The organism is Micromonospora arida, from assembly GCF_003857035.1.
GTDB classification, from domain to species: domain Bacteria; phylum Actinomycetota; class Actinomycetes; order Mycobacteriales; family Micromonosporaceae; genus Micromonospora; species Micromonospora arida.
Map to the genome: position 1 here is coordinate 17212 of NZ_QGSY01000136.1, position 23509 is coordinate 40720.

At 70.0% G+C, this 23509-nt stretch carries 17 protein-coding genes; 6 read left to right on the plus strand and 11 right to left on the minus strand.

The annotated features are described in order from the left end of the window. Positions 1-33: 33 nt before the first annotated feature. The 3 genes from DLJ58_RS08240 to DLJ58_RS34840 all read right to left on the minus strand — a co-directional run bounded on the left by DLJ58_RS08240 (position 34) and on the right by DLJ58_RS34840 (position 3215). Entirely contained in the window at positions 34-1584 is a 1551-nt protein-coding gene (locus tag DLJ58_RS08240) for a lipopolysaccharide biosynthesis protein (RefSeq protein ID WP_124854605.1), read from the minus strand. After that, positions 1548-2495 carry an NAD-dependent epimerase/dehydratase family protein gene (locus DLJ58_RS08245; protein ID WP_124854606.1) on the minus strand — a complete coding sequence of 316 codons (948 nt, stop codon included), beginning with the start codon at positions 2493-2495 and terminating at the stop codon, positions 1548-1550. Before DLJ58_RS08245 ends, DLJ58_RS08240 begins: the two co-directional genes overlap by 37 nt. Positions 2496-2612: 117 nt before the next feature. Continuing rightward, on the minus strand, positions 2613-3215 hold the full coding sequence (locus DLJ58_RS34840) for an acyltransferase (protein WP_279635850.1): 603 nt from the start codon (positions 3213-3215) through the stop codon (positions 2613-2615). Positions 3216-3632: 417 nt separating this feature from the next. Between DLJ58_RS34840 and DLJ58_RS08255 the strand changes: the two genes are divergently transcribed. Both DLJ58_RS08255 and DLJ58_RS08260 read left to right on the plus strand, forming a co-directional pair. Further along, positions 3633-6740 carry a M14 family metallopeptidase gene (locus DLJ58_RS08255; protein WP_124854608.1) on the plus strand — a complete coding sequence of 1036 codons (3108 nt, stop codon included), beginning with the start codon at positions 3633-3635 and terminating at the stop codon, positions 6738-6740. Between the two features lie 99 nt (positions 6741-6839). Beyond that, positions 6840-7751 (plus strand): NAD(+)/NADH kinase, encoded by a 912-nt coding sequence (locus DLJ58_RS08260; protein WP_425271300.1) that lies wholly within the window; start codon positions 6840-6842, stop codon positions 7749-7751. 113 nt (positions 7752-7864) lie between these two features. Here the strand turns inward: DLJ58_RS08260 and pgm are convergent, their stop codons facing one another. Both pgm and glgC read right to left on the minus strand, forming a co-directional pair. Beyond that, positions 7865-9505, minus strand: a complete 1641-nt coding sequence (gene pgm, locus DLJ58_RS08265) for a phosphoglucomutase (alpha-D-glucose-1,6-bisphosphate-dependent) (protein ID WP_124854610.1) — start codon at positions 9503-9505, stop codon at positions 7865-7867. Positions 9506-9536: 31 nt separating this feature from the next. Next, a complete protein-coding gene (gene glgC / locus DLJ58_RS08270) occupies positions 9537-10769 on the minus strand; it encodes a glucose-1-phosphate adenylyltransferase (protein ID WP_030489244.1) in 1233 nt (410 codons plus the stop codon). Positions 10770-10841: 72 nt separating this feature from the next. Here glgC and glgA point away from each other — a divergent pair, with 72 nt between their 5' ends. Then, positions 10842-12050 carry a glycogen synthase gene (glgA, locus tag DLJ58_RS08275; protein ID WP_124854611.1) on the plus strand — a complete coding sequence of 403 codons (1209 nt, stop codon included), beginning with the start codon at positions 10842-10844 and terminating at the stop codon, positions 12048-12050. Between the two features lie 9 nt (positions 12051-12059). Here the strand turns inward: glgA and DLJ58_RS08280 are convergent, their stop codons facing one another. Further along, on the minus strand, positions 12060-12509 hold the full coding sequence (locus DLJ58_RS08280) for a winged helix-turn-helix transcriptional regulator (protein ID WP_124854612.1): 450 nt from the start codon (positions 12507-12509) through the stop codon (positions 12060-12062). A 138-nt stretch (positions 12510-12647) separates the two neighbouring features. Between DLJ58_RS08280 and DLJ58_RS08285 the strand changes: the two genes are divergently transcribed. Beyond that, positions 12648-13556 carry an aldo/keto reductase family oxidoreductase gene (locus tag DLJ58_RS08285; RefSeq protein ID WP_124854613.1) on the plus strand — a complete coding sequence of 303 codons (909 nt, stop codon included), beginning with the start codon at positions 12648-12650 and terminating at the stop codon, positions 13554-13556. 57 nt (positions 13557-13613) lie between these two features. On the opposite strand, the gene DLJ58_RS08290 is transcribed toward DLJ58_RS08285, so the two are convergent. The 3 genes from DLJ58_RS08290 to DLJ58_RS08300 all read right to left on the minus strand — a co-directional run bounded on the left by DLJ58_RS08290 (position 13614) and on the right by DLJ58_RS08300 (position 15463). Further along, positions 13614-14009: a fluoride efflux transporter FluC gene (locus DLJ58_RS08290; RefSeq protein WP_124854614.1), complete on the minus strand. Its 396-nt coding sequence runs from the start codon at positions 14007-14009 to the stop codon at positions 13614-13616. Further along, a complete protein-coding gene (locus DLJ58_RS08295) occupies positions 14009-14407 on the minus strand; it encodes a fluoride efflux transporter FluC (protein WP_124854615.1) in 399 nt (132 codons plus the stop codon). The genes DLJ58_RS08290 and DLJ58_RS08295 overlap by 1 nt, the downstream gene beginning before the upstream one ends. 111 nt (positions 14408-14518) lie before the next feature. After that, positions 14519-15463 (minus strand): inositol-3-phosphate synthase, encoded by a 945-nt coding sequence (locus DLJ58_RS08300; RefSeq protein WP_124854616.1) that lies wholly within the window; start codon positions 15461-15463, stop codon positions 14519-14521. 345 nt (positions 15464-15808) lie between these two features. On the opposite strand from DLJ58_RS08300, the gene DLJ58_RS08305 reads away from it, so the two are divergent. Next, positions 15809-17989: an alpha-1,4-glucan--maltose-1-phosphate maltosyltransferase gene (locus DLJ58_RS08305; RefSeq protein WP_244218839.1), complete on the plus strand. Its 2181-nt coding sequence runs from the start codon at positions 15809-15811 to the stop codon at positions 17987-17989. Next, positions 17977-20079, plus strand: coding sequence for a 1,4-alpha-glucan branching protein GlgB (gene glgB, locus DLJ58_RS08310; RefSeq protein ID WP_124854617.1), 2103 nt, complete (start codon positions 17977-17979; stop codon positions 20077-20079). The genes DLJ58_RS08305 and glgB overlap by 13 nt, the downstream gene beginning before the upstream one ends. A 58-nt stretch (positions 20080-20137) precedes the next feature. Here glgB and DLJ58_RS08315 read toward each other — a convergent pair whose 3' ends face one another. Both DLJ58_RS08315 and DLJ58_RS08320 read right to left on the minus strand, forming a co-directional pair. Beyond that, entirely contained in the window at positions 20138-22162 is a 2025-nt protein-coding gene (locus DLJ58_RS08315) for a family 10 glycosylhydrolase (RefSeq protein ID WP_341869898.1), read from the minus strand. Between the two features lie 142 nt (positions 22163-22304). Then, positions 22305-23345, minus strand: a complete 1041-nt coding sequence (locus DLJ58_RS08320) for an App1 family protein (RefSeq protein WP_124854636.1) — start codon at positions 23343-23345, stop codon at positions 22305-22307. Positions 23346-23509 lie beyond the last annotated feature (164 nt).

A 23509-nucleotide genomic window follows, 5' to 3' on the forward strand; every position in this document is an offset into this window, starting at 1 on the left:
AACTCTTCCGGATCACGGGCCGCCGCTCGCCGATCACGCAGGGCTGCGACGATGCCGCGGAGTGTACTCACCATCATGCTCCATCTCGATCGAATTCGACCTTTTCGCTGGAACGCTGGCCAACGCCTTGCGATACCCGACGACGGCGGCTGGAAGTACGGTGACCCCGTACGACAGCGCCGAGGCGAGCGCGACACCCGACAGGCCACCCCGGCCCGCCAGAAGGATCTTCAGCGGCACGGCGACGACAAGGCAGGCCGCCCAACCGACGAACTGCGGCCCCAGCAGTCCGATGCTGTTCTGCACCATGAACAGCGGAGCCGCGACCGCAACGAGAATCGACCACACGGCGAGCGCGGCGAACAGCGGTGTCGGCACCTGTTCGAGGTCGTCCGAACGTACCCAGAACTGCAGAATGTCGTTGCCGCTCAGGACGAGGCACAGCGCGGGCAGAGTCACCGCCGCGGCGGACAGGTAGACCATCCGTCGGGTGCTGCGCCGGACCCATCCCACATCGCCCCGAGCGAGCGCCTCGCCGTTGGCTGGCCACAGCGGCAGGTTGACCAGGGTCACGAACAGGGCCAGTACCGCGAACATCCGCAATATCACCGCGTAGTTGGCGGCCGCGTGCAGACCGAGCACCCGACCGACCAGGAAGCCGTCGAGGTTGAGAGCGATGGAACTCAACAAGGAGAGCCCGAAGAAGCGGGAACCCAGCCTGAGCAGTCCGCGCGCTACCGGCGCACGAACATCCTTGACGCGTGGTCGGAAGGCGGGTTGCTGCCAACCGAAATAGCAGATCGAGTTCGCCAGGTTCATCAGGGGCACGGCGAGCACCGCGGCCGCGATCACCAGCGCCGGACTGGCGTCCGTGGCGACAGCTGCCACCACCAGGCCCGCCGAACCAAGACTGCCAGCGGCCTGCCAGAGGTTGCTCTGCGCAACCTGCTGGTGGGCGTACTGCACCCGCTGGATGAGTGCCAACGGAATGTTGACCAGGAATGCGCCGAAGCAGAGCAACACCACAGCTCGGGCATCCCGAGCCACCACAGGGTCCGCGACGTTCAGCAGCGCCGACCAGGGAACCAGCCGGACAGCGACCAGCAACACCAGCAGCAGGGCCACCGCCAGTGCACCAAGTACGGCGTAGGCACTAGCGATTTCCCGGGCTGCCGCGCGCCGCTCACCGGTGGCGTACAACCGAGAGAGCCTGGTGAGTAGGCCGTTTCCGAGTCCGAAGTCGGCGAACAGCGCCATCGCGGTCAGTGAGGTGATGGCCATCCACATGCCGTACCGCTCGGCCCCGAGATAGCCGAAGGCTATCGGGGTGATCAGCAGTGGCGCGACCAGGCCGACAGCCTTGCCGGCGAGCGAAGAGGCGATGCCGGCGACCAGCGCGCGACCACGCGACCGCCGCGCCATCGACGTGTCGCCCTCGTGTAACTCCGGCCCCGCCGTCGCGGTCGGTACCTCTGAAGGGGTTGCAGCGGTGGTGCCGCCGACCAGGACGGTCGGGGCCGCACCGGCGGCCGGAGGCCGGTCGACCATCAGGCCTGCTGCTTCAACACATGCGCCTCGAACCACTCCACGGTGGCCCGTAGACCGTCGATGCGAGGGGTCGGCACCACGTCGGGAAAGAGCGAGCGGAGCACCCTGTTGTCGGCCTCGGAGTGTCGGACGTCCCCAGGGCGCGGCGCCACGTGCCGCCGCGTGATCGGGCGGGTGATGATCTGCTCCAACTCGGAAACCACCGTGTGCAACTCCGCCCGGGCGCCAAAAGCGAGATTGACCGGCTGCGGATGGGAGACCGAACGCTCCACCGCGTCGAGCAGCACCGCGCAGACAGTCTCGACATAGGTGAAGTCGCGTGACTGCCGACCGTCCCCGTGGAGTTCGACGGGCTCACCGCGCAGTGCCGCGTAGACGAAGCGGGGGATGACAGCCGCGTAGCCGTGATCGTGCCGCTGGGCCGGGCCGTAGACGTTGAAGAACCGGAACGCGAGCGTAGGCAGGCCGAAGGACGCCTGGTAAGCAAGTGCGTAGGCCTCGGTGGCCAGTTTGCTCACCGCGTACGGACTGAGCGGGCGGGTCCAGGCGAGTTCGGTCTTGGGCAGCACCGGGTTCGCGCCGTAGACCGAGGAGGACGAAGCGACGACGACGTGGTTCACATCATGCCGGCGAGCGGCCTCCAGCACCCGCAGTGTGCCGGTGGCGTTGGCGTGGTGTGACGCGATCGGATCACGTAGCGAACGCGGCACGCTGGGCAGCGCCGCCAGGTGCACCACCGCGTCCCGGCCGGTCATCGCCCGGTCCAGCGCCTCGTCGTCGAGCATCGAACCCGGAGTGGTGTCGACGTCGAGACCATCGAGGTTGCTCATCCGCCCCGTTGCGAGATCGTCGAGGATCCGGATGTCGGAGACGGTGCGGCGCAGGACCGCCGCGCGGGCCAGATTCGAGCCGATGAATCCCGCGCCGCCGGTGATGAGTAGTCGCATTCGTCCCGCCTTCACGCCCCGTTGAGTGGTCATCCGGTCCAACGACTCTCGACAGCGGCCGTCACGCTTCGTCATTGTGCGACTACGAGATGGTGCTGACGGGCCGGCCGAGCGACATCAGCGACCGGCAGCTGCGGATGAGACTGGCCGGACTTCAGACCCCGGAAGGTCCGACAACGCCGCCAGCTCCGCCGGGGCCAGCCGGCGTTCCGGCGGGTAGAGCTGCTGTTCGTGCGAGATGATCGTCTCCACCGGCCAGCGCAGCCGGATCACTCGCGCCGGGTTGCCGGCGGCGACCGCGTAGGGCGGCACCGGACGCGTCACCACAGCGCCCGCCCCGATCACCGCACCCCGACCGATCGTCACTCCGTGCAGGATGACGGCACGGGTGCCCACCCACACGTCGTCGCCGATCGTCACTCCCCGGTCCAGAGCCGCGTCCGAGGGAGCCTTCTCGACGGAGATCATCGGGGCGCCGACCCGGTCGATCCGATGATTGCCGCCCCGGATGGTGACCTCGGGCCCGAACATGACGTTGTCACCGATCCGGATCCGGGATCGAGCGGCCATGATGACCGGACGGTGACCGAGGTCGACGTTACGGCCGACCTCGATCGTCTCGTAGGTGTAGATGCCGTCCGGGTCGAAGGTGAAGTTGTCACCCCGGGCGGCGAAGCGGCCGGCGCTCGCCAGGCCGCGGACGGCCCTGCGAACCCGCATGCCGCTGACGCAGATCAGGTCCAGAAGACGGGCGACCCCCACGACCACACGCGCGGGGCGGTGCGACGACACGCGCATCAGGCGCTACACCGCCCAGTAACGACCGCTTCCCGCTGGACCACATTGTGGATCTGACGCATCGAACCCTTCCCTCGCCTGATTGCGGCGACACCACTTCGGACACGAGCGAGCGTACGGGCTATTTGTCGGCTTGATGTGGTAATAAGCGTTTCCCGACGACCGGCAGACTTCGGTCACCGCGCAGGCATCTTGCGGCAGACAACCCGCAGCGCCCGCAGCCGTCACGTGCGGCAGCCGCGTCGACACGGGCAGCGACCTTGCGCCCATCGACCGATTGACAGCGATCAGTCCACACCGAAGGCTCGCGCCTACAGGTCCTTCACCCAAGGAGGCGCGATGAGACCGAGACGACTGGCGATCGCCGGCGTGGTCACCCTGCTCGGCGCACTGGCACTGACCCCACCGGCCAGCGCGCGGCCGCCGTCCGACCCGGGCGTCCGCGACGGCCTGGAGGTGTACGTCGGCACTGTCGACGCGAAACAGCGGGAGCAACTGCGCGCGGCGGGGGTCGACCTCGGCCACGACGCGAAGGCGGACGCGTCCGGCCGTACGACGGTCGAGACGGTCCTCAGCCGACGGCAGGCGAAGCGGTTGACTGACAAGGGCGTACCGCTGTCGGTGAAGAAGGTGCGAGGCAAGGACGCGTCGCAGGCGCTGCGGGAGCAGGCCGCGGCCGGCTGGACGAGTTTCCGTCCCTATGGTGAGCCGGGCGGCCTGCGAGACGAGCTGAACGCCACCGCGGCCCGGTATCCCAAGCTGACCAAGGTGGAGACGATCGGCCGCAGCCAGCAGGGGCAGCCGATCGTCGCCGTGAAGGTCACCAAGAACGCGCCGACCGTCGCGGACGGGAAGCGGCCCGCCGTGCTCTACGCCGGCGCGCAGCACGCCCGCGAGTGGATCACGCCGGAGATGACCCGCCGGCTGATGCATCACGTGCTGGACAGCTACGGCACCGACCGGGAGATCACCCGACTCCTGGACACGACCGAGCTGTGGTTCCTGCCGGTCGCCAACCCGGACGGCTACGACTTCACGTTCACCCCCGGCAACCGACTGTGGCGCAAGAACCTGCGGGACAACAACGGCGACGGCCAGATCGGCTCCGGCGACGGCGTCGACCTCAACCGCAACTTCAGCTACAAGTGGGGGTACGACAACGAGGGTTCGTCACCGGAGCCGAACAGCGAGACCTACCGGGGCCCGGGCCCCAACTCCGAGCCGGAGACCAAGGCGCTGGACCGGCTCTTCAAGCGGGTCGGGTTCGAGTTCTTCGTCAACTACCACTCGGCGGCCGAGCTGCTGCTCTACGGCCTCGGTTGGCAGGTGAGCACTCCCACCCCGGACGACGAGATCTACAAGGCGATGGCCGGTGACGACGCGCACCCGGCGGTGCCCGGCTACGACCCGGACATCTCCGCCGAGCTGTACACCACGAACGGTGACACCGACAGCCACGCCACCGTTCGGTACGGCACGCTGGGCTTCACCCCGGAGATGTCCACGTGTGAGGCCGCCTCGGCGGTCGACCCCGACGACGAGTGGCGCCCGGAGGACTGCGTCAGCGGCTTCATCTTCCCCGACGACGAGGAGTTGATCGCTGGGGAGGTGGGCAAGAACCTGCCCTTCGCGCTGGCCGTGGCCAAGTCGGCGGCGGACCCGGACGAGCCGGTCTCGGTCGTCGGACGGAGCACCCCGGACTTCGTGGTGGACGCCTTCGACACGTCGTACGGGCGCACCCAGCAGGTCGCCGCGATCACCCGGCGGGCGCTGAAGAACGTCAAGATGCACTACACGGTCAACGGCGGGCGGCCGAAGACCGTCTCGGTCCGGGAGTGGCGCGGCGGTGAGCGGTACGGCGGCACGCACGACGACTACTACGCGGAGCTTCGCGGCAGGGTGGGCGGCACGAAGCCGGGCGACCGGGTGGAGGTCTGGTTCACCGGCAACAAACCCCGGTCCGGGGTGGTCGCCAGCGAACACTTCACCTACCGGGTGCACACCGACGTCGGAGGGGACGTGCTGGTCCTCGCCGCGGAGGATGTCACCGGCCTCAGCCCGGCGCAGACCGGCACCACCGCGAAGTACGCCGACGAGGTCGCGGCATCGCTGAGCGCCGCCGGGCGCACCAGCGACGTGTACGACTTCGACGCGATGGGCCGCAAGGCGCCGCACCCGCTCGGCGTGCTGTCGCACTACGAGGCGGTGGTCTGGGAAACCGGCGACGACGTGATCATGCGCTCCCCCGGTCAGGTGGCCGGCACGACGGCCAGGGCGGCGCTGGAAACTGAGCTGGCCGTTCGGGACTACCTGAACGAGGGCGGCAAACTGCTGGTCAGCGGCCAGTACGCGTTGTTCGCACAGGGCGCCAACGGGTCGTACGTCTATCACCCGGACGCGCCACCGGAGTGCACCGACGCCGAGGCCGCCAGCTGTCTGCCGCTGTTGAACGACTTCCAGCAGTACTGGCTGGGCGCACACACCTACGTGAGCGACGGCGGAACCAGCCCGGACGGGGAGCCGTTCCCGGTCGTCGGGACCGACGCGGCGTTCACCGGCTTCGACGGGCAGCTGAACGCCTCCGGCTCGGCGGAGAACCAGGCGCACACCGCGTCGTTCCTGACCACGTCGAGCTTCCTGCCGCCGGACGAGTTCCCGCAGTTCGCCAGTTCCGCGCCGGTGGGCTGGACCCGACCGGGCGGCGCGCCGTTCGATCCGCGTACGGGTGAGTGGTACCTGTACAGCGGGCAGACCGACGAGTCGTACAAGCGGCTCACGCGCACGGTGGATCTCACCGGGGCGAGCAGCGGAGAGTTGCGCTTCTTCACCTCCTACGAGATCGAGCAGGACTGGGACTTCATGTTCGTCGAGGCGCACGAGGTGGGTAGCGACGACTGGACGACCCTGCCGGACGCCAACGGCAAGACCAGCACGGTCACCGGGGACAGCTGCGTCGAGGGTTGGGTGGAGCAGTTGCATCCGTTCCTTGCGCACTACCAGGGCGCGGACTGCTCCCCCACCGGGAGCACCGGCAGCTGGAACGCGGCGAGCGGGTCGTCGGGAGGTTGGAAGGAGTTCGTGGTCGACCTGTCGGGCTACGCCGGTAAGCAGGTCGAGGTGTCGATCACGTACGCCTCGGACTGGGGCACCCAGGGTCTCGGCGTCTTCCTGGACGACGCCCGGGTGCTGGTCGACGGGTCGACCGTGGCGGAGACCTCGTTCGAGTCGGCCGACCTGGGTGGCTGGACGGTGGCCGGCCCACCGCCCGGCTCCGCTGGCAACGCCAACGACTGGTCGCGCAGCCAGCAGGCGTTCGAGGAGGGCTCGGTGGTGGTCACCGGGGACACGGTGTACCTGGGCTTCGGGTTGGAGGGTCTGCCTCCGGCGGACCGCGACGACCTGGTCGCCCGCTCGCTGACCCACCTCACCGGGCAGCCCCGCCCCTGACGCGGCGAGGTGCGCCGACGGTCCGCGGACCGTCGGCGCACCTTCGGTGTACGGCGGGTACGGTCGCCGCCGATGTGGTGAGCTGTACGGGTGTCGGGGCTGGGACTTGTGCTGCACCCCACCCGGGATGTCACCGAGGTGGTCGGGATCATCGAACGGTGGGCGAAGCGTCACCACAAGACGCTGATGGTGCGCGAGGAGGACCAGCACCGCGTCTCGTCCTGCATCGTGCCGGTGCCGGCGGACGAGGTGGCGGCCCGCGCCGACGCCTTGATCAGCATCGGCGGCGACGGCACCATGTTGGGTGCGCTGCGCTCCGCCATCCACGACCCGAAGCCGGTGCTCGGCGTACACCTGGGTCATCTGGGGTTTCTCGTCGAGATCGAGCCGCCGGAGCTGCCCGACGCGTTGAGCCGGCTGCTGTCGAAGGACTTCACCATCGAGTCGCACGCCTGCCTGGCCTGCGACGTGTGCGGTGACGACGTCGTGGCGTTCAACGACATCGCGCTGGTGCGCCAGCCCGGCTCCGGCTTCGTGAGCGTCACCCTCGCCATCGACGGCCAGCAGTACGGCTACTACCGCAGTGACGCCGTTGTGGTCAGCACCCCGATCGGCTCGACGGCCTACAGCTACGCCGCGGGCGGCCCACTGATCTCCCCCGCCGCCGACTCGGTGGTGATCACGCCGTCAGCGCCGATGGCCGGCATCTCCCGGTCGGTGGTGCTCTCGCCGGACGAGAACATCCGGTTGGAGCTCCGACCCGACTCGTCGCCGGTCGTGGTGGAGATGGACGGGCTGGTGTTCCGCGACGCGGCGACGGAGGGGGCCGTGGACATCACGTACCGCCGCAAGGCTGGCCTGGTGGTCCGCTTCGACCCGCTGCGCTACCAGGAGCGCAACCAGTTGAAGATGACTCTGCTCGACCTGCCGTTCCTCCCCGAGCAGCTCCGTGAGCTGCTCCCCGAGGAACTACGCCGACGAGCCCAACAGGAAATCCCCCCACCCTGCTGACCACACCCACCCCCTCGCCCGTTCTGTCGCCGTCGACCATGAGGTTGTTGCTGCGACACGCCGAGGCGGAGGGCAACAACCTCATGATCAAGGCGGGCGTTCGGGGGCGCGGGTTACTGGGTCAGGGCTTGGTCTACCAGGGCTTTGGCTTCTTCTTGAATCTTCTTGAGGTGGTCGGGGCCCTGGAAGGACTCGGCGTAGATCTTGTAGACGTCCTCGGTGCCGGAGGGCCTCGCGGCGAACCAGCCGGACTCGGTGCTGACCTTGAGGCCGCCGATCGCCGCGCCGTTACCGGGGGCGGTGGTCAGCGTCGCGGTGATCGGCTCACCGGCCAGCTCGGTGGCGGTTACCTGCTCCGGGGAGAGCTTGCCGAGCACAGCCTTCTGCTCCCGGGTGGCCGGGGCGTCGATCCGGGCGTACGCAGGCGCGCCGAAACGCTCGGCCAACTCCGCCCAGTGCTCGCTCGGGCTGCGGCCGGTGGTGGCCTGGATCTCGGCGGCGAGCAGGCAGAGCAGCAGGCCGTCCTTGTCGGTGGTCCAGGTCGAGCCGTCGCGCCGCAGGAACGACGCCCCGGCGCTCTCCTCGCCACCGAAGCCGACCGCGCCGTCCAGCAGGCCGGGTACGAACCACTTGAAGCCGACCGGCACCTCCAGCAGCGGCCGGCCCAGGTCGGCGGCGACCCGGTCGATCATCGACGACGAGACCAGGGTCTTGCCCACCGCGGCGGCCGGCCCCCACTCGGTGCGGGTGCGGAACAGGTGCCCGATCGCCACCGCCAGGTAGTGGTTGGGGTTCATCAGCCCGGCGTCCGGGGTGACGATGCCGTGCCGGTCGGCGTCGGCGTCGTTGCCCGTGGAGATCTGGTAGTCGGCCCGCGCGGCGATCAGCGACGCCATCGCGTTCGGCGAGGAGCAGTCCATCCGGATCTTGCCGTCGCCGTCCAGGGTCATGAACCGCCAGGTCGGGTCGACCGTCGGGTTGACCACGGTCAGGTCCAGGCGGTGCCGCTCGGCGATCTCACCCCAGTACGCCACGCTCGCCCCGCCCAGCGGGTCCGCGCCGATGCGGATCCCCGCGTCGCGGATGGCGTCGATGTCGATCGCGGCCGGCAGGTCGTCGACGTAGTTGGCGAGGAAGTCGTACTCCCCGGTGGTGTCGGCGGCCCGCGCCCGCGCGTAGGTGATCCGGCGGACCTCCTTGAGCCCTGCGGCGAGGATGGCGTTGGCCCGGTCCTGGATCCACCGGGTCACGTCGGTGTCGGCCGGCCCACCGTTGGTGGGGTTGTACTTGAAACCGCCGTCGTCGGGCGGGTTGTGCGACGGGGTGATCACGATGCCGTCGGCGAGCCCGCTGGTCCGCCCGCGGTTGTGCGTGAGGATCGCGTGCGACAGCGCCGGGGTCGGGGTGTAGCCGTCGCGGCTGTCCACCAGCACGGTGACCCCGTTGGCGGCGAGCACCTCCAGGGCGTCCACCGCGGCCGGCGCGGAGAGCGCGTGGGTGTCCCGGGCGAGGAAGAGCGGCCCGTCCAGCCCCTGCTCGCGCCGGTAGTCGCAGAGCGCCTGGGTGACCGCGAGGATGTGGTCGGAGTTGAACGCGTTGCGCAGGCTGGAGCCGCGGTGGCCGGAGGTGCCGAAGGAGACCTGCTGGGCCGGGTCCGCGGGATCCGGATGCTCGGCGTAGTAGGCGGTCACCAGGCGCGGCACGTCGACCAGGTCGGCGGGCTCGGCGGGCTGGCCGGCACGGGGGTGGGTCACTGCGGGATCCTCCTCGGGGAGTGCCTGTCGGTCACGGCACGACCTTCTGGCCCTTGCCGATGACCACGATGCCGTTGTCGGAAACGGTGTAGCGCTGCCGGTCCTTCTCCAGGTCGACGCCGATCTCGACGCCCTCCGGGACGAACACGTTCTTGTCCAGGATGGCCCGCCGGACCACGGCGTGCCGGCCGATCTCCACACCCTCCATGAGCACCGAGCCCTCGACGTGCGCCCAGGAGTGCACCCGCACCTTCGGCGAGACGATCGAGTTCTCCACCAGCGAGCCGGAGATCACCACACCCGGGGAGACCATCGAGCCGACCGCGCGGCCGACCCGCTCACCCCACTGGTGGACGAACTTCGCCGGCGGCCACGGCGGTTGCTCGGTGTAGATCGGCCAGTCGAAGTTGTACATGTTGAAGACGGGGTGCACGTTGATCAGATCCATGTGCGCGTCGTAGAACGAGTCGAGCGTCCCCACGTCCCGCCAGTAGCCGCGATCACGGTCGGTGCTGCCCGGCACCTCGTTGTCGCGGAAGTCGTAGACGTTGGCCTCGCCGCGTTCGACGAGCATCGGGATGATGCTGCCGCCCATGTCGTGCTTGCTGGACTTGTCTTCGGCGTCGCGCTCGACCGCCTCGCAGAGCGCCCGGGTGGTGAAGACGTAGTTGCCCATCGAGGCGTAGATCTCGTCCGGTGCGTCGGGCAGACCGACCGCGTCGGTGGGCTTCTCGCGGAACGCCCGGATCCGCTTGCCGTCCTCGCCGACCTCGATGACGCCGAACTGGTCGGCGGTCGACAGCGGCTGGCGGATGCCGGCGACGGTCACCGCCGCGCCGGAGGCGATGTGGTCCTCGACCATCTGCCGCGGGTCCATCCGGTAGATGTGGTCGGCGCCGAAGACGATCACGTAGTCGGGCTGCTCGTCGTTTATCAGGTTGAAGCTCTGGTAGATGGCGTCGGCCGAGCCGGCGAACCACCACGGGCCACGACGCTGCTGCGCGGGCACCGGGGTGACGTAGTTGCCGAGCAGCGTGGACATCCGCCAGGTCTTGGTGATGTGTCGGTCGAGGGAGTGGGACTTGTACTGGGTCAGCACGACGATCTTGAGATAGCCGGCGTTGGCCAGGTTGGAGAGGACGAAGTCGACCATGCGGTACATCCCGCCGAACGGGACGGCCGGCTTGGCCCGATCCGTGGTGAGTGGCATCAGGCGCTTGCCCTCCCCACCCGCCAGGACGATCGCGAGCACCTTGGCAGCCATGCCCCGACGCTATCCACCCGCGTCCCACTTCACCACTCGTACGGGGAGTCTTCTGCACTAGGGTGCGGGGTCATGAACGCACCCACCCCGCTGCGCGTCGATCTGCTCACCCGCGAGTACCCACCGGAGGTCTACGGCGGCGCGGGCGTGCACGTCGAGTACCTGGCTCGGGAGTTGCGCCGCCTCGCCGACGTACGGGTGCACTGCTTCGGCCTGCCGCGCACCGAGCCGGGGGTCACCGCGTACGCCGAACCGCCGGGCCTGACCGGCGCGAACGCCGCGCTGCGCACGATGGGCGTGGACCTGGAGATGGCCGCCGGCGCGGCCGGCACCGACGTGGTGCACAGCCACACCTGGTACGCGAACCTGGCCGGCCACACCGCGAAGCTGCTGCACGGGGTGCCGCACGTGGTGACCGCGCACAGCCTGGAGCCGCTGCGGCCGTGGAAGGCCGAACAGCTCGGCGGCGGTTACGCGCTCTCCTCCTGGATCGAGCGCACCGCGATGGAGGCCGCCGACGCGGTGATCGCGGTCAGCGGCGGGATGCGCAACGACGTGCTCACCGCGTACCCGCAGATCGACCCCGACCGGGTCCGGGTGGTCTACAACGGCATCGACACCATCCAGTACGCCCCGGATCAGGGCACCGACGTGCTCGACCGGCTCGGCGTCGACCCCTCCCGCCCCAGCGTGGTCTACGTGGGCAGGATCACCCGGCAGAAGGGGCTCCCGTACCTGCTGCGGGCCGCCCGGGAGTTGCCGGCGGACACGCAGCTCGTCCTGCTCGCCGGCGCGCCGGACACCGCCGAGATCGCCGCCGAGGTGGAGGAGTTGGTCGCCGAGCTGCGGGCCAACCGCTCCGGCGTGGTCTGGGTGGCCGAGATGCTGCCCAAGGCGGAGGTGATCCAGGTGCTCACGCACGCCACGGTCTTCGCCTGCCCGTCGGTCTACGAGCCGATGGGCATCGTCAACCTGGAGGCGATGGCCTGCGAGACGGCCGTGGTGGCGACCGCCACCGGCGGCATCCCCGAGGTGGTGGCCAACGGCGAGACCGGTCTGCTGGTGCCCATCGAGCAGGCCACCGACGGCTCCGGCACCCCACTGGACCCGGACCGCTTCGTGGCCGACCTGGCGGCCGCGATCAACACGCTGCTCGCCGACCCGGCGCGCACCGAGCGGTTCGGCCTGGCCGGCCGGCGTCGCGCGGTGGAGCACTTCTCCTGGGACGCCATCGCCCGGCAGACCCTGGACGTGTACCGCTCGGTCCGCGCGGCGGGCTGACCCGCCCTGTCAATCTGCCGAGGCGCGGGTGTCGTACGTCGCGCGGTTGCCGAGCACCTCGTCCATGTGCGTCTCGGCCCAGCCCTTGAGGCCGCGCATCATCTGGTGCAGCGAGAGGCCGAGAGCGGTCAGCTCGTAGGTGACAGTGACGGGCACGGTCGGTGTCGCCGTGCGGGTGATCAGGCCGTCGCGTTCCAGGGCGCGCAGCGTCTGGGTGAGCATCTTCTGGCTGACGCCGGCCAGTAGGCGCGACAGCTCGGAGTAGCGCAGCGGGCGGGGTTCGCCGGCGCAGTCAGCGCCGAACCGGTGGGAGCCGTCGCTGCCCAGCGCGGCCAGGATCAACGTGACCCACTTGTCGGAGATCCGGTCGAGCAGTTTGCGGCTGGGGCACCCGGCCAGGAAGGTGTCGTACTCCGCCTTGGTCTGTGCTCTCTGTTGGGCCGCCGTCGTCGTCACCATCCGCGCCGCTCCCACCGGTCGGTGTGTTACGCACTTGAAAGTGCCTACTTCCTGTCAGGAAGTTACCTGACCATAGTGAAGCAGGCACCTGAGGGGTGCCGATCGCGCCGCACTCCACCTGAAATCCGAGGTCTGACCATGCGCTCCACCTCCCTTCCCGACGACGCCCGCACCTTTTCCGGCGGCAACCCTTCCCTTCCCGGGGGCACCTGGATGCTGGGCGACCTGAGCGTCACCCGCTTCGGCTACGGCGCCATGCAACTCGCCGGCCCCTGGGTCATGGGGCCGCCCGCCGACCCCGACGGCGCGCTCGCCGTCCTGCGCGAGGTCGTCGAGCTCGGCATCACCCACATCGACACCAGCGACGCCTACGGGCCGCACATCACCAACAAGCTGATCTGGGAGGCTCTGCACCCGTACCCCGAATCGCTGCACGTCGTCACCAAGGTCGGCGCCACCCGCGACCAGCAGGGCGGTTGGCCCCCCGCCCGGAATCCCGACGACCTCCGCCGGGCAGTCCACGAGAACCTGGAGAACCTCGGTGTCGAGGTGCTCGACCTGGTCAACCTACGGCTCGGTAACGCCGAGGGCCCGCAACCCGGCTCGCTCGCCGAACCGTTCGAGACGCTCGTCGACCTTCAGCGGCAGGGCCTGATCCGGCACCTGGGTGTGAGCACCGCGACGGCGCAGCAGGTCGCCGAGGCGCAGGCGATCGCGCCGATCGTGTGCGTGCAGAACATGTACAACCTGGCCTTCCGCCAAGACGACGAGCTGATCGACACGCTCGCCGAACAGGGCGTCGCCTATGTGCCCTACTTCCCGCTCGGCGGCTTCAGCCCGCTACAGTCCGCGGCCCTGTCCGCCGTGGCGGCCAGGTTGGCCACCACGGCGATGTCGGTCGCCCTGGCCTGGCTGCTGCGGCGCTCGCCAAACATCCTGCTCATTCCGGGTACGTCGACAGTCGCGCACCTGCGCGAGAACGTCGCCGGCGCGGGCCTGTCGCTCTCCGACGAGGACCTCGTCGACCTGGACAAGATCGGCAACTGACGACGCGTCGGTGTCGTCCATCGACCGGGCGCGCTGCGGTGGTCAGGTTGGCGCGGGCTAGAGCAGGCTGCCGATCCACAGGCCGAGCGCCGCCAGTACGAGGCTGGCGCAGAGGCTGCCGAGCATGTTGAAGGCCTCGACAGAGGCGTTCTTGCGCAGCAGTCCCAGGGTGTGCCATTCCTCTGTGGAGAAGGTGGTGTAGGCGCCCAGGAAGCCGACGCCGACGATCGCGTTGAAGTCCTGCGCGCCTCCGGCGGTGTGTTTTACCGCGTAGCCGGTGACGATGCCGAGCACGAAGGCACCGGAGACATTGATCAGGAAGGTGCTCGCCGGGAAGGCCTTGCTGGAGCCGGTGACCCGCCGGCTCCACCATGGCTTCACCAGCGCGTCGACCCCGGCGCGGCTCAGTGCCCCGAGCCCGCCGGCCAGGAACACCCCGATTCCCACCCACATCAGGCGCTCCGTCCCGCCGGACGCCCCACCCGCAGTTCCGCGAGGCGGGCCCCGAGCGCCGCCGCGATCACTCCGACGATGATGGACAGGACGAGGTAGATGATGCCCACTCCGCTGCGTCGCGCCCCGATCAGCTGATCGCTCTCGACGATGAAGTGCGACCAGGTCGTGAACCCGCCGATGAGCCCGGTCGAGAGGAACGGCTTGCCCCACGGGCCGGGCAGCCGGTGTGCCGCGAGCAGCGTCATCACCGCGCCGAGAGCGAAGGCACCCACCATGTTGATCATGAAGGTGACCCAGGGGAAATCAGGTGGCGTGGACGGCGCGAGGCCCAGCCCCAGCAGGTAACGCAGGGTGGCACCGATGCCACCGCCGACGACGATAGCGAGGACTGCCATTCGCCCATTCACTCACCGTCGCCCTCCCCGGACACCCCGGCCGGGCAGCCCTCACTCGTACGGTCGACGCCTCGCCCCGCGGTCCCCCTGACGCGGTACGAGGGCGACCGCTCAGATCGCCGTTCCAGGCGGAGATTTCAGCAACGACGTCGCGTCGGCGCAATGACCACCACGTCCGTTCCGTAGCGCGCTGGCCGCGATGCGAATGAGGTCGATGTTGACGCCGGCAGCACCGCTCGGATCGTGCACCTTCAGCTTCACGTCGAGGCTCACCGCCGTCTCACCCCAACCCTGCGCCTCAAGGTTGAGGTGAGCCACCTTCTGCGACGCGAGGTGCGGCAGGTAGCCGAGCGGAGCCACCTCGACGCTGTCAGCCCCCGACAAGGCGTTGAGTTTGGACTGCTTCTTGGTGTTGGGGTTCTCGACCAGGTTGCGGAAGTCCTCGGTGCCGCCGAGATTGACCTGGTAGGAGCTGACCAGGGTGAGGCCCCGCTCCTTCAGCAGCCGCAGCAGCGCGTTGTGCAGCACCGAGGTGCCGAACTGGCTGGCCAGGTCGTCGCCGAGCAGCGGCAGACCGGCAGCTTCGAAGCTGTCCAGCAGCCGCGGATCGCGGGCGACCGGGTCGGAGGTGGTGTTGATGAAGGCGACACCGGCCGTGTGAGCTGCCGCGGCGTACGCCTGGGCGATCTCCGGCCGGCCACTCGGCGCCGAGTAGAGCAGCACCTCCGCACCGACCAGCGCCGTCGCCACCCGCTGCACCTCGCCCGCGTCGACGAGGCCCTTCGTGACCGGCACACCCGCTCTGGGCAGGTCGCAGTCCAGCCGGGGGAAGTTGTTGGGCGCCAGGAAGATCGCCTCGGTCAGGTCCCGACCGATCTTCTCCTCGGAGGTCGCGAAGGCCGCCACGACGTCGATGTCCCCCACCCCGAGCCCGTGGATCATCGGCCGGCGGATCCCGACCAGGCTGCCGCTCTGGCGGTAGAGAGCGAGCCCCTGCACCAGTGCCGACGTGTTGTTCCCGACCCCGACAACCGCGACTCTCACCCGTTCGATCATGGCCGGAGGCTACGTCACCCTCGGCTCGGTGATGTGCCCCCGCCAACACCGGAAGGTGTCGTACAAGTTGCCGACCATCGCTGAACTCGCCCGCCAGTACAACTCGTCCGACAACCCGATCAAGCGGGCTCTCTGGATCTTGGATGAGCGGGGCGTCAAGGTCACGCTCGAACCAGGATGTAGTGGCATCGCCGGCGCACTGATACCACTACAACCAGGATGTTGCGCGATCTTGCGGCCTGCGGGTCGGCCACCGTGACCGCTTCGCGCCGCCCAGTTTCCCGTACCCGCCAGCGTCCGGGGCTTGGCCGCGCGCGAACGGATCTCGCGCAGTAGGTTTGCGGGGTGACTGGACGGTTCCCGATCGAAGACGTCTCCCCCGTCGTCTCGTGCGGGCGATACCCGGCCAAGGCGGTGGTCGACGAACCGGTTCCGGTGTCGGCGCGCGCCTACCGGGAGGGGCACGACGCGCTGGGCTGCAACGTGGTGTGGGCTGGTCCGGACGGCGCGAGCCGGCCGTTCACCCGGATGCGCCCCGGCGAGCCCGGCCAGGACGGCTGGCACGCCACCATCACGCCGGACGCCGTCGGCTCGTGGACCTTCTCCGTGGAGGCGTTCCAGGACCCGTACCTGACCTGGCAGAACGCGGTGACCAAGAAGATCGCCGCCGGGCAGGGGCCGGAGGACCTGGCCAACGACCTGGCCGAGGGTACGCGGGTGCTCGCCGCCGCCCGGGGCCTCGTGCCGACCGCCGACCGGCCCCGGGTCGCCGACGCGCTCACCGCGCTGGTCGACACCGACCTGCCGCTGGCGCAGCGGGTCGACCCGGCGCTGGCGCTGGCCGACCTGCTCTGGGAGCACCCGGTCCGGGAGCTGGTCACCGCCGGTGACACGTACACGATCTGGGTTGACCGCAAGCGGGCGCTCTACTCGGCCTGGTACGAGTTCTTCCCCCGCTCCGAAGGGGCGGTAGGCGGGCGGTCCGGCACCTTCGCGACCGCCACCGAGCGGCTGCCGGGGGTGGCCGCGATGGGCTTCGACGTGCTCTACCTGCCGCCGATCCACCCGATCGGCCGGGTCAACCGCAAGGGCCCGAACAACGCGCTCACCGCCGGGCCGACCGACGTGGGCTCGCCGTGGGCGATCGGCGCCGCCGAGGGCGGCCACGACACGATCCACCCCGATCTGGGTACGCCGGCGGACTTCCGGGCCTTCATCCAGGCGGCGGCGGCACAGGGCCTGGAAGTGGCGATGGACCTGGCGTTGCAGTGCGCGCCGGACCACCCGTGGGTCACCGAGCACCCGGAGTGGTTCACCACCCGGGCCGACGGCAGCATCGCGTACGCGGAGAACCCGCCGAAGAAGTACCAGGACATCTACCCGGTCAACTTCGACAACGACCCGGAGGGCATCCGGGCCGAGGTGCTGCGGGTGGTGCTGCACTGGGTCGGCGAGGGCATCCGGATCTTCCGGGTGGACAACCCGCACACCAAGCCGTTCGACTTCTGGCACTGGCTGATCGCCGAGGTGAAGGCGGTCGATCCGGACGTGCTGTTCCTGGCCGAGGCATTCACCCGGCCGGCGATCATGCACGGCCTCGGCAAGATCGGCTTCACGCAGTCGTACACCTATTTCACCTGGCGCACGACGGCGGCCGAGATGCGGGCGTACTGCGAGGAGCTGATCGAGGCGGCCGACTACATGCGGCCGAACTTCTGGCCCAACACCCCGGACATCCTGCACGAGTCGTTGCAGCACGGCGGCCCGCCGATGTTCAAGATCCGGGCGGTGCTGGCCGCGCTGCTCTCGCCCTCCTGGGGTCTGTACGCCGGTTTCGAGCTGTTCGAGCACGTGGCCCGGCCGGGCGCCGAGGAGTACCTGGACAACGAGAAGTACGAGCTGCGACCCCGGGACTGGGCCGCCGCGGAGGCTCAGGGCCGTTCGCTGGCACCGTTCCTGACCACCCTCAACCGGGTACGCCGGGACAACCCTGCCCTGCACCAGCTCCGCAACCTGCGCTTCCACGAGATCGACAACCCGGCGTTGCTCTGCTGGTCCAAGCACGACCCGGAGACCGGCAACACGGTCATCGTGATCTGCTCGTTCGACCCGCGCACCGTGCAGTGGGGCAACACCACCCTCGACATGCCGGAGCTCGGCTTCGACTGGCACGAACGGTTCACGGTGCACGACGAGCTGACCGGCACCAGCTACGACTGGGGTCAGCGCAACGCGGTACGGCTCGACCCGTACCTGCAACCCGCGCACGTGTTGACAGTGCGTCGCCCAACCCCGCCGACCCAGCCGCAGCCGGCGGGCGCCGAGCCGGCCGACCTCACCGTCGCCGAGGTGCCGGACGACCTCTCCGGCGGCACCGCGCCGACGACCCCGGCCACGACGACTCCGGCCACCACGACCCCGGCCACGGTGGCGTCCCGGCTGTCCGCCGCCCGTTCGGCCGCCGCCCGCTCGTCCCGTTCCGCGCCGACCGCTCCCGCCCCGAAGGACGACCGATGGACCAGCTGATCTCCGGCGCGACGCACGACCCGCACGCGCTGCTCGGCCCGCACCCCGCCGACTCCTCCACCACGATCCGCACGATGCGCCGGGGCGCCGGCGACGTCGCGCTGCTCGTCGGCGACGAGCGGTACCCGATGAAGCAGGTGCACGACGTGGGTGTCTTCGAGGCGCAGGTCGACGGCGTCGTGCTCGACTACCGAGTGGAGGTCGACGGCACCGCGCACGACGACCCGTACCGCTACCCGCCGACCCTCGGTGAGCTGGACCTGCACCTGATCCGCGAGGGCCGGCACGAGCGACTGTGGGAAGCGCTCGGCGCACGGGTCTTCGACGAGGGCGTGGCGTTCAGCGTCTGGGCGCCCAACGCCCAGGGCGTCCGGGTGGTTGGCGACTTCACCGGCTGGGGCGCCGACGACGGCTGGCCGATGCGGTCGCTCGGCTCCAGCGGGGTGTGGGAGCTGTTCGTCCCCAACGCCCGGGCCGGAGCCCGCTACAAGTACCGGGTGCTGGGTGCCGACGGGCAGTGGCGGGACAAGGCCGACCCCCTCGCGGCGTACGCCGAGGTGCCGCCGGCCACCGCCTCGGTGGTGCACCACTCGACGTACCGGTGGGACGACGCGGACTGGCTGGCCCGGCGGGCCGAACGGCAGCCGCACCAGGAACCGATGAGCGTCTACGAGGTACACCTCGGCTCGTGGCGGCCCGGCCTGAGCTACCGCGAACTGGCCGAACAACTCACCGCGTACGTCACCGAGCTGGGCTTCACGCACGTGGAGTTCCTGCCGGTGATGGAGCACCCGTTCGGCGGCTCCTGGGGCTACCAGGTGACCGGCTACTACGCGCCGACCTCCCGATTCGGCAACCCGGACGAGTTCCGCCACCTCGTCGACCGGCTGCACGCCGCCGGCATCGGCGTACTCCTGGACTGGGTGCCCGCGCACTTCCCGAAGGACGAGTGGGCGCTGGCCCGCTTCGACGGCACCCCGCTCTACGAGCACCCCGACCCGCGGCGCGGCGAGCACCCCGACTGGGGCACGTACGTCTTCGACTTCGGCCGCAACGAGGTGCGCAACTTCCTGGTCGCCAACGCGCTCTACTGGTGCGACCAGTTCCACGTCGACGGGCTGCGGGTCGACGCCGTCGCCTCGATGCTCTACCTGGACTACTCCCGCAACCACGGCGAGTGGGCCCCGAACAAGTACGGCGGCCGGGAGAACCTGGAGGCCATCGCGCTCATGCAGGAGGTGAACGCGACCGTCTACAAGCACCACGCCGGCGTCGTCATGATCGCCGAGGAGTCGACCGCCTGGCCGGGCGTCACCCGCCCCACCGCCGACGGCGGGCTGGGCTTCGGGTTCAAGTGGAACATGGGCTGGATGCACGACACGCTGCTCTACACCTCGAAGGACCCGATCTACCGCCAGCACCACCACCACCAGCTCACCTTCTCCCTGGCGTACGCCTGGAGCGAGAACTACGTGCTGCCGATCAGCCACGACGAGGTGGTGCACGGCAAGGGCTCACTGGCCGGCAAGATGCCCGGCGACACCTGGCAGCGGCTGGCGAACGTCCGGGCACTGCTGGCGTACATGTGGGCGCACCCCGGCAAGCAACTGCTGTTCATGGGCTCCGAAATGGCCGACGACCGGGAGTGGAGCGAGGAGCGCGGCCTCGACTGGTACCTGCTGCACGACCCGGCCCGCGCGGGTGTGCAACGACTCGTCGGTGACCTCAACCGGGTCTACCGGGACACCCCGGCGCTCTGGGCACAGGACACCGAGCCGGCCGGGTTCCGCTGGATCGCCGGCGACGACGTCGCCAACAACACAGTGTCGTTCGTCCGGATCGCCCCGGACGGCTCGACGCTGGTGTGCGTGGCGAACTTCTCCGCGTCGCCGCTGCACGACTACCGGATCGGCCTGCCGGCCGGCGGCACCTGGCAGGAGGTGCTCAACACCGACGCGCACCACTACGGCGGGTCGGGGGTGGGCAACCTGGGCGAGGTACGGGCCGAGAACGTGCCGTGGCACGGAATGGTCGCCTCGGCGGCCCTCCAGGTCCCGCCGCTCGGTGCCGTCTGGCTCCGCCAGGGCTGACGGGTGAGCGGGACCGTTCCCCCGAAGCGTCGAGACGCTCCGGGGGAACAGACGCGGCTCAGAGCCGGGTGAGCCGGACGGCGTCGGCTACGACGTACCCCTGGGTGCTGGTCCAGCGGCTGACCCCGACGACCTGGCGCGTCCCCGCAGCGAAGTCGTAGGTGCCCAGCACCCGCCACTGGCCGCCGCCGCTGCGCTGGTCGACGGAGGCCGTCACGGTTCCGTTCGCGGTGGCCACCAGGTGCGGCGTGGCGCTGTTGTAGCCGGGGTCGGCCGGGTACCAGACCTCGACCCGGTACGAGCCGGCGGCGGGCAGCGTGGCGCTGAACCAGGCCGGGTCACTGACCGCCTGCGGCTCGGCGAACCGGTAGTTCGTGCCGTACCGCGCGGTGAGGTACGACGAGGTGCCCCAGGTAGCGGCGGCGGTGAAGCCACCAGTGGTGGTGTTGTCCACGATCACGCTGAACGTGCCGCCGGTGCCGGTGACCACCCGCGCGTTGCTGGCCGGGCTCTCGTGGTGCAGCCGGTCCAGGGCGGTCACCAGGTACCGGTAGGTCGAGCCGGCCGCGGCGGTGGCGTCGGTGAACGTCCCGGTGCTGCCCGAGGCACGCACCGTGCCGAGCAGGTTGCGGGCATCGGCCAGGTCGCAGGGGTCGACCGAGCCGTCGCCGGGCAGTCGGTACACGGCGTACGAGGCCGTGCTGCCGGCGGCGCCACGCTGCCAGTTCAGCGTCACGCCGCCGGTGCCGCGTACCGCCGAGGTGAGGTTCGGCGCGGCGGGCGCGGCACCGCCCACCCCGGCCGGTGCCAGGGCGGGCCGGCGGTAGTGGTCGGTCGTCACCCGGGAGACGGCACCGATGCGGTCGGCGCGTACGTCCTTGGCGCTGAAGTGGATGTCACCGAGGATCCGGGGGTAGGCGCGGTTGAGGGTCAGGTGGTCGGTGAGTTCGGCCGGGTCCTGCCACGCGGCATCCTGCCCGGAGGCCCCGGCGCGGTAGGTGGCCTGCCCGACGAGCAACTGCACGGTGGTGCCGTTGACGGTCTCCGACCACCAGCGGACCAATTCCGCGTAGTCGGCCGCGGGGTGGCCGATCTGCCAGTAGATCTGCGGGGCGATGTAGTCGATCCAACCCTGCTTCACCCAACGTCGGGTGTCGGCGTAGATCGCGTCGTACGACTGGAGGCCGGTGGTGCGCGAGCCGAGCGGGTCGGTGCCGGCGTTGCGCCAGATGCCGAACGGGCTCACGCCGAGCTTCACCCACGGCTTCGCCGCCCGAATCTTGGCACTCATCTCCTGCACCAGCAGGTTGACGTTGTTGCGCCGCCAGTCGGCGATGGTGCTGAAGCCGGCGCCGTACTGGGCGTACGTGGCCTGGTCGGGGAAGCCCCCACCGCTGCCCGGGTACGGGTAGAAGTAGTCGTCCCAGTGCACCGCGTCGATGTCGTAGCGGCTGACCGCGTCCATCATCGCGGTCTGCACGAAGGCCCGGACGGCGGGGATGCCGGGGTTGTAGTAGAGCTGGCCGTTGTAGGCGACCGCCCAGCCCGGGTTCTTGCGGGCCGGGTGGCTGGCGGCCAGCTTGGTGAGGTCGGTGTGGGTCGCGACCCGGTACGGGTTGAACCAAGCGTGGAACTCCAGGTTGCGGGCGTGCGCCTCGGCCACCATGAAGGCCATCGGGTCGTAACCGGGATTGCCTCCCTGGGTTCCGGTGAGCCACTGCGACCACGGCTCGTACGTCGACGGCCAGAAGGCGTCGGCGGCGGGACGGACCTGCACGACGACGGCGTTCATCCGGCGCTGCTTGGCCAGGTCGAGCCAACCCCGGTACTCCGCCTGTTGGGCGGCGGCGGTGAGCCCGGTGCGGCTGGGCCAGTCGATGTTGGCCACGCTGGCGATCCACATGCCCCGGAACTGCCGTTTCGGGGTGGCCGGATCTGTCACGCAGGCTGCCTGGGCGGCCACCGGCACGGTGCCCGGCGGCGTGGTTGCGGAGGGAGGGGTGGCCATGGGGAGGGCCGCGCCGAGCGTCAGCGCCGCTACCAGCGCCAGCCCGGGAAGGGATCGATGAAAGTCTCTACGCACGAAAATATGTTCAGTGCTGCAGGACTGCCACGCAAGTATCCTTCACAGATTTCACTCTGCGAGGTCAGCCACTAACCGTCCGGGACGGGACGCCCACAGGCCGGTCTTGGCGCGAGGCGCGGCCGGCGCCGTCGGCGGCGGATCAGACCAGGCCGGCGTCGCGCAGCAGCTGCCACAGGCCGGCGCCGTCCGGGGCGGACAGCCACTTCTGCCCCACCGGTCCCGCCGACGACGAGCCCGCCGGGGCGGGCAGGCTGCCGGCCAGCACCGACTGCGTGGGCGAGAGCCGACGGATCGCCACCCCGGCCACGTTCTGCGGGTGGGCGGCGGCGAATTCGCGGTAGATCTCCTGGTCGTGCTGCCCGTCGTCGCCGACCAGCAGCCACTTCACGTCGGGAAACTCCTTGGCCATCCGGGCCAGGGTGACCCGCTTGTGCTCCCGCCCGCTGCGGAACCACCGGTCGGCGGTCGGACCCCAGTCGGTCAACAGCAACGGCCCGGCCGGGTAGAGGTGCCGGGACAGAAACCGGGTCAGCGTCGGTGCCACGTTCCAGGCGCCCGTGGAGAGGTAGAAGACCGGGGCGCCGGGGTGCGCGGTGACGAGCCGCTCGTAGAGCACCGCCATACCGGGAACGGCGTTGCGGGCGTGCTCGTCGAGCACGAACGTGTTCCATGCGGCGAGAAGCGGCCGGGGCAGCGCGGTCACCATCACCGTGTCGTCGATGTCGGAGATGATGCCGAACTTGACCTCCGGGTCGAGGATGCGCACCGGGGCGTCGACCGGCTCGGCGTCCGGGACACTGAGCCGGACCGTACCCCAACCGGGCGGGAGGTCCGCCTCGACCAGGGTGTCGACGAAGCCGCTGCGGTCGGCCTGCGTCTCGTGGCGCACCCCGCCGGCCTCGATGGTCACCGTGACGTGCTTGTTGGGCAGCGTCGTGAAGCTGCGCCAGCCGCGGACCTTGTCCAGCCGACCCCGCTGGCGGGTGTCCGGACGGCCCAGCAGCACCCGACACATCACCCGCACCCAACCTGGCGCGCCGTAGCCGGTGTACGCGACGATGTTGACCCGCCAGCCGGTGCGCCGCAGCCGGCGCTCGACGAGCTGGTGCACGGCGTCCTCGATGCGCGCAGCCCGGTGCAGGTTCGGAACGGCCAGTTGGCCGGCGGGAGTGGGTGGCACCCGCCAACCCTGCCACACGTCGACAGTCACGGCCACGCGAGCCGACCCCGGCCGCGCCGCTCCGCCCGGCCGCCACGGAGCCGATCCGGCCCCACCCCGGCTGCGCCGATCCACCTCGGCGACCCGGCCGAACGTGAAACACTCCGGTCGGGACGACGACGGGG

Bases quoted from the DNA above. Each gene is read 5' to 3' on its own strand.
- DLJ58_RS08245 (WP_124854606.1), bottom strand. From the start codon at position 2,495: ATGCGACTACTCATCACCGGCGGCGCGGGATTCATCGGCTCGAATCTG.
- DLJ58_RS34840 (WP_279635850.1), bottom strand. From the start codon at position 3,215: ATGCGGGTTCGCAGGGCCGTCCGCGGCCTGGCGAGCGCCGGCCGCTTC.
- glgB (WP_124854617.1), top strand. From the start codon at position 17,977: ATGGACCAGCTGATCTCCGGCGCGACGCACGACCCGCACGCGCTGCTC.
- DLJ58_RS08285 (WP_124854613.1), top strand. From the start codon at position 12,648: ATGCGCTCCACCTCCCTTCCCGACGACGCCCGCACCTTTTCCGGCGGC.
- DLJ58_RS08300 (WP_124854616.1), bottom strand. From the start codon at position 15,463: ATGATCGAACGGGTGAGAGTCGCGGTTGTCGGGGTCGGGAACAACACG.
- glgA (WP_124854611.1), top strand. From the start codon at position 10,842: ATGAACGCACCCACCCCGCTGCGCGTCGATCTGCTCACCCGCGAGTAC.
- glgC (WP_030489244.1), bottom strand. From the start codon at position 10,769: ATGGCTGCCAAGGTGCTCGCGATCGTCCTGGCGGGTGGGGAGGGCAAG.
- DLJ58_RS08255 (WP_124854608.1), top strand. From the start codon at position 3,633: ATGAGACCGAGACGACTGGCGATCGCCGGCGTGGTCACCCTGCTCGGC.
- DLJ58_RS08290 (WP_124854614.1), bottom strand. From the start codon at position 14,009: ATGTGGGTGGGAATCGGGGTGTTCCTGGCCGGCGGGCTCGGGGCACTG.
- DLJ58_RS08295 (WP_124854615.1), bottom strand. From the start codon at position 14,407: ATGGCAGTCCTCGCTATCGTCGTCGGCGGTGGCATCGGTGCCACCCTG.
- DLJ58_RS08280 (WP_124854612.1), bottom strand. From the start codon at position 12,509: ATGGTGACGACGACGGCGGCCCAACAGAGAGCACAGACCAAGGCGGAG.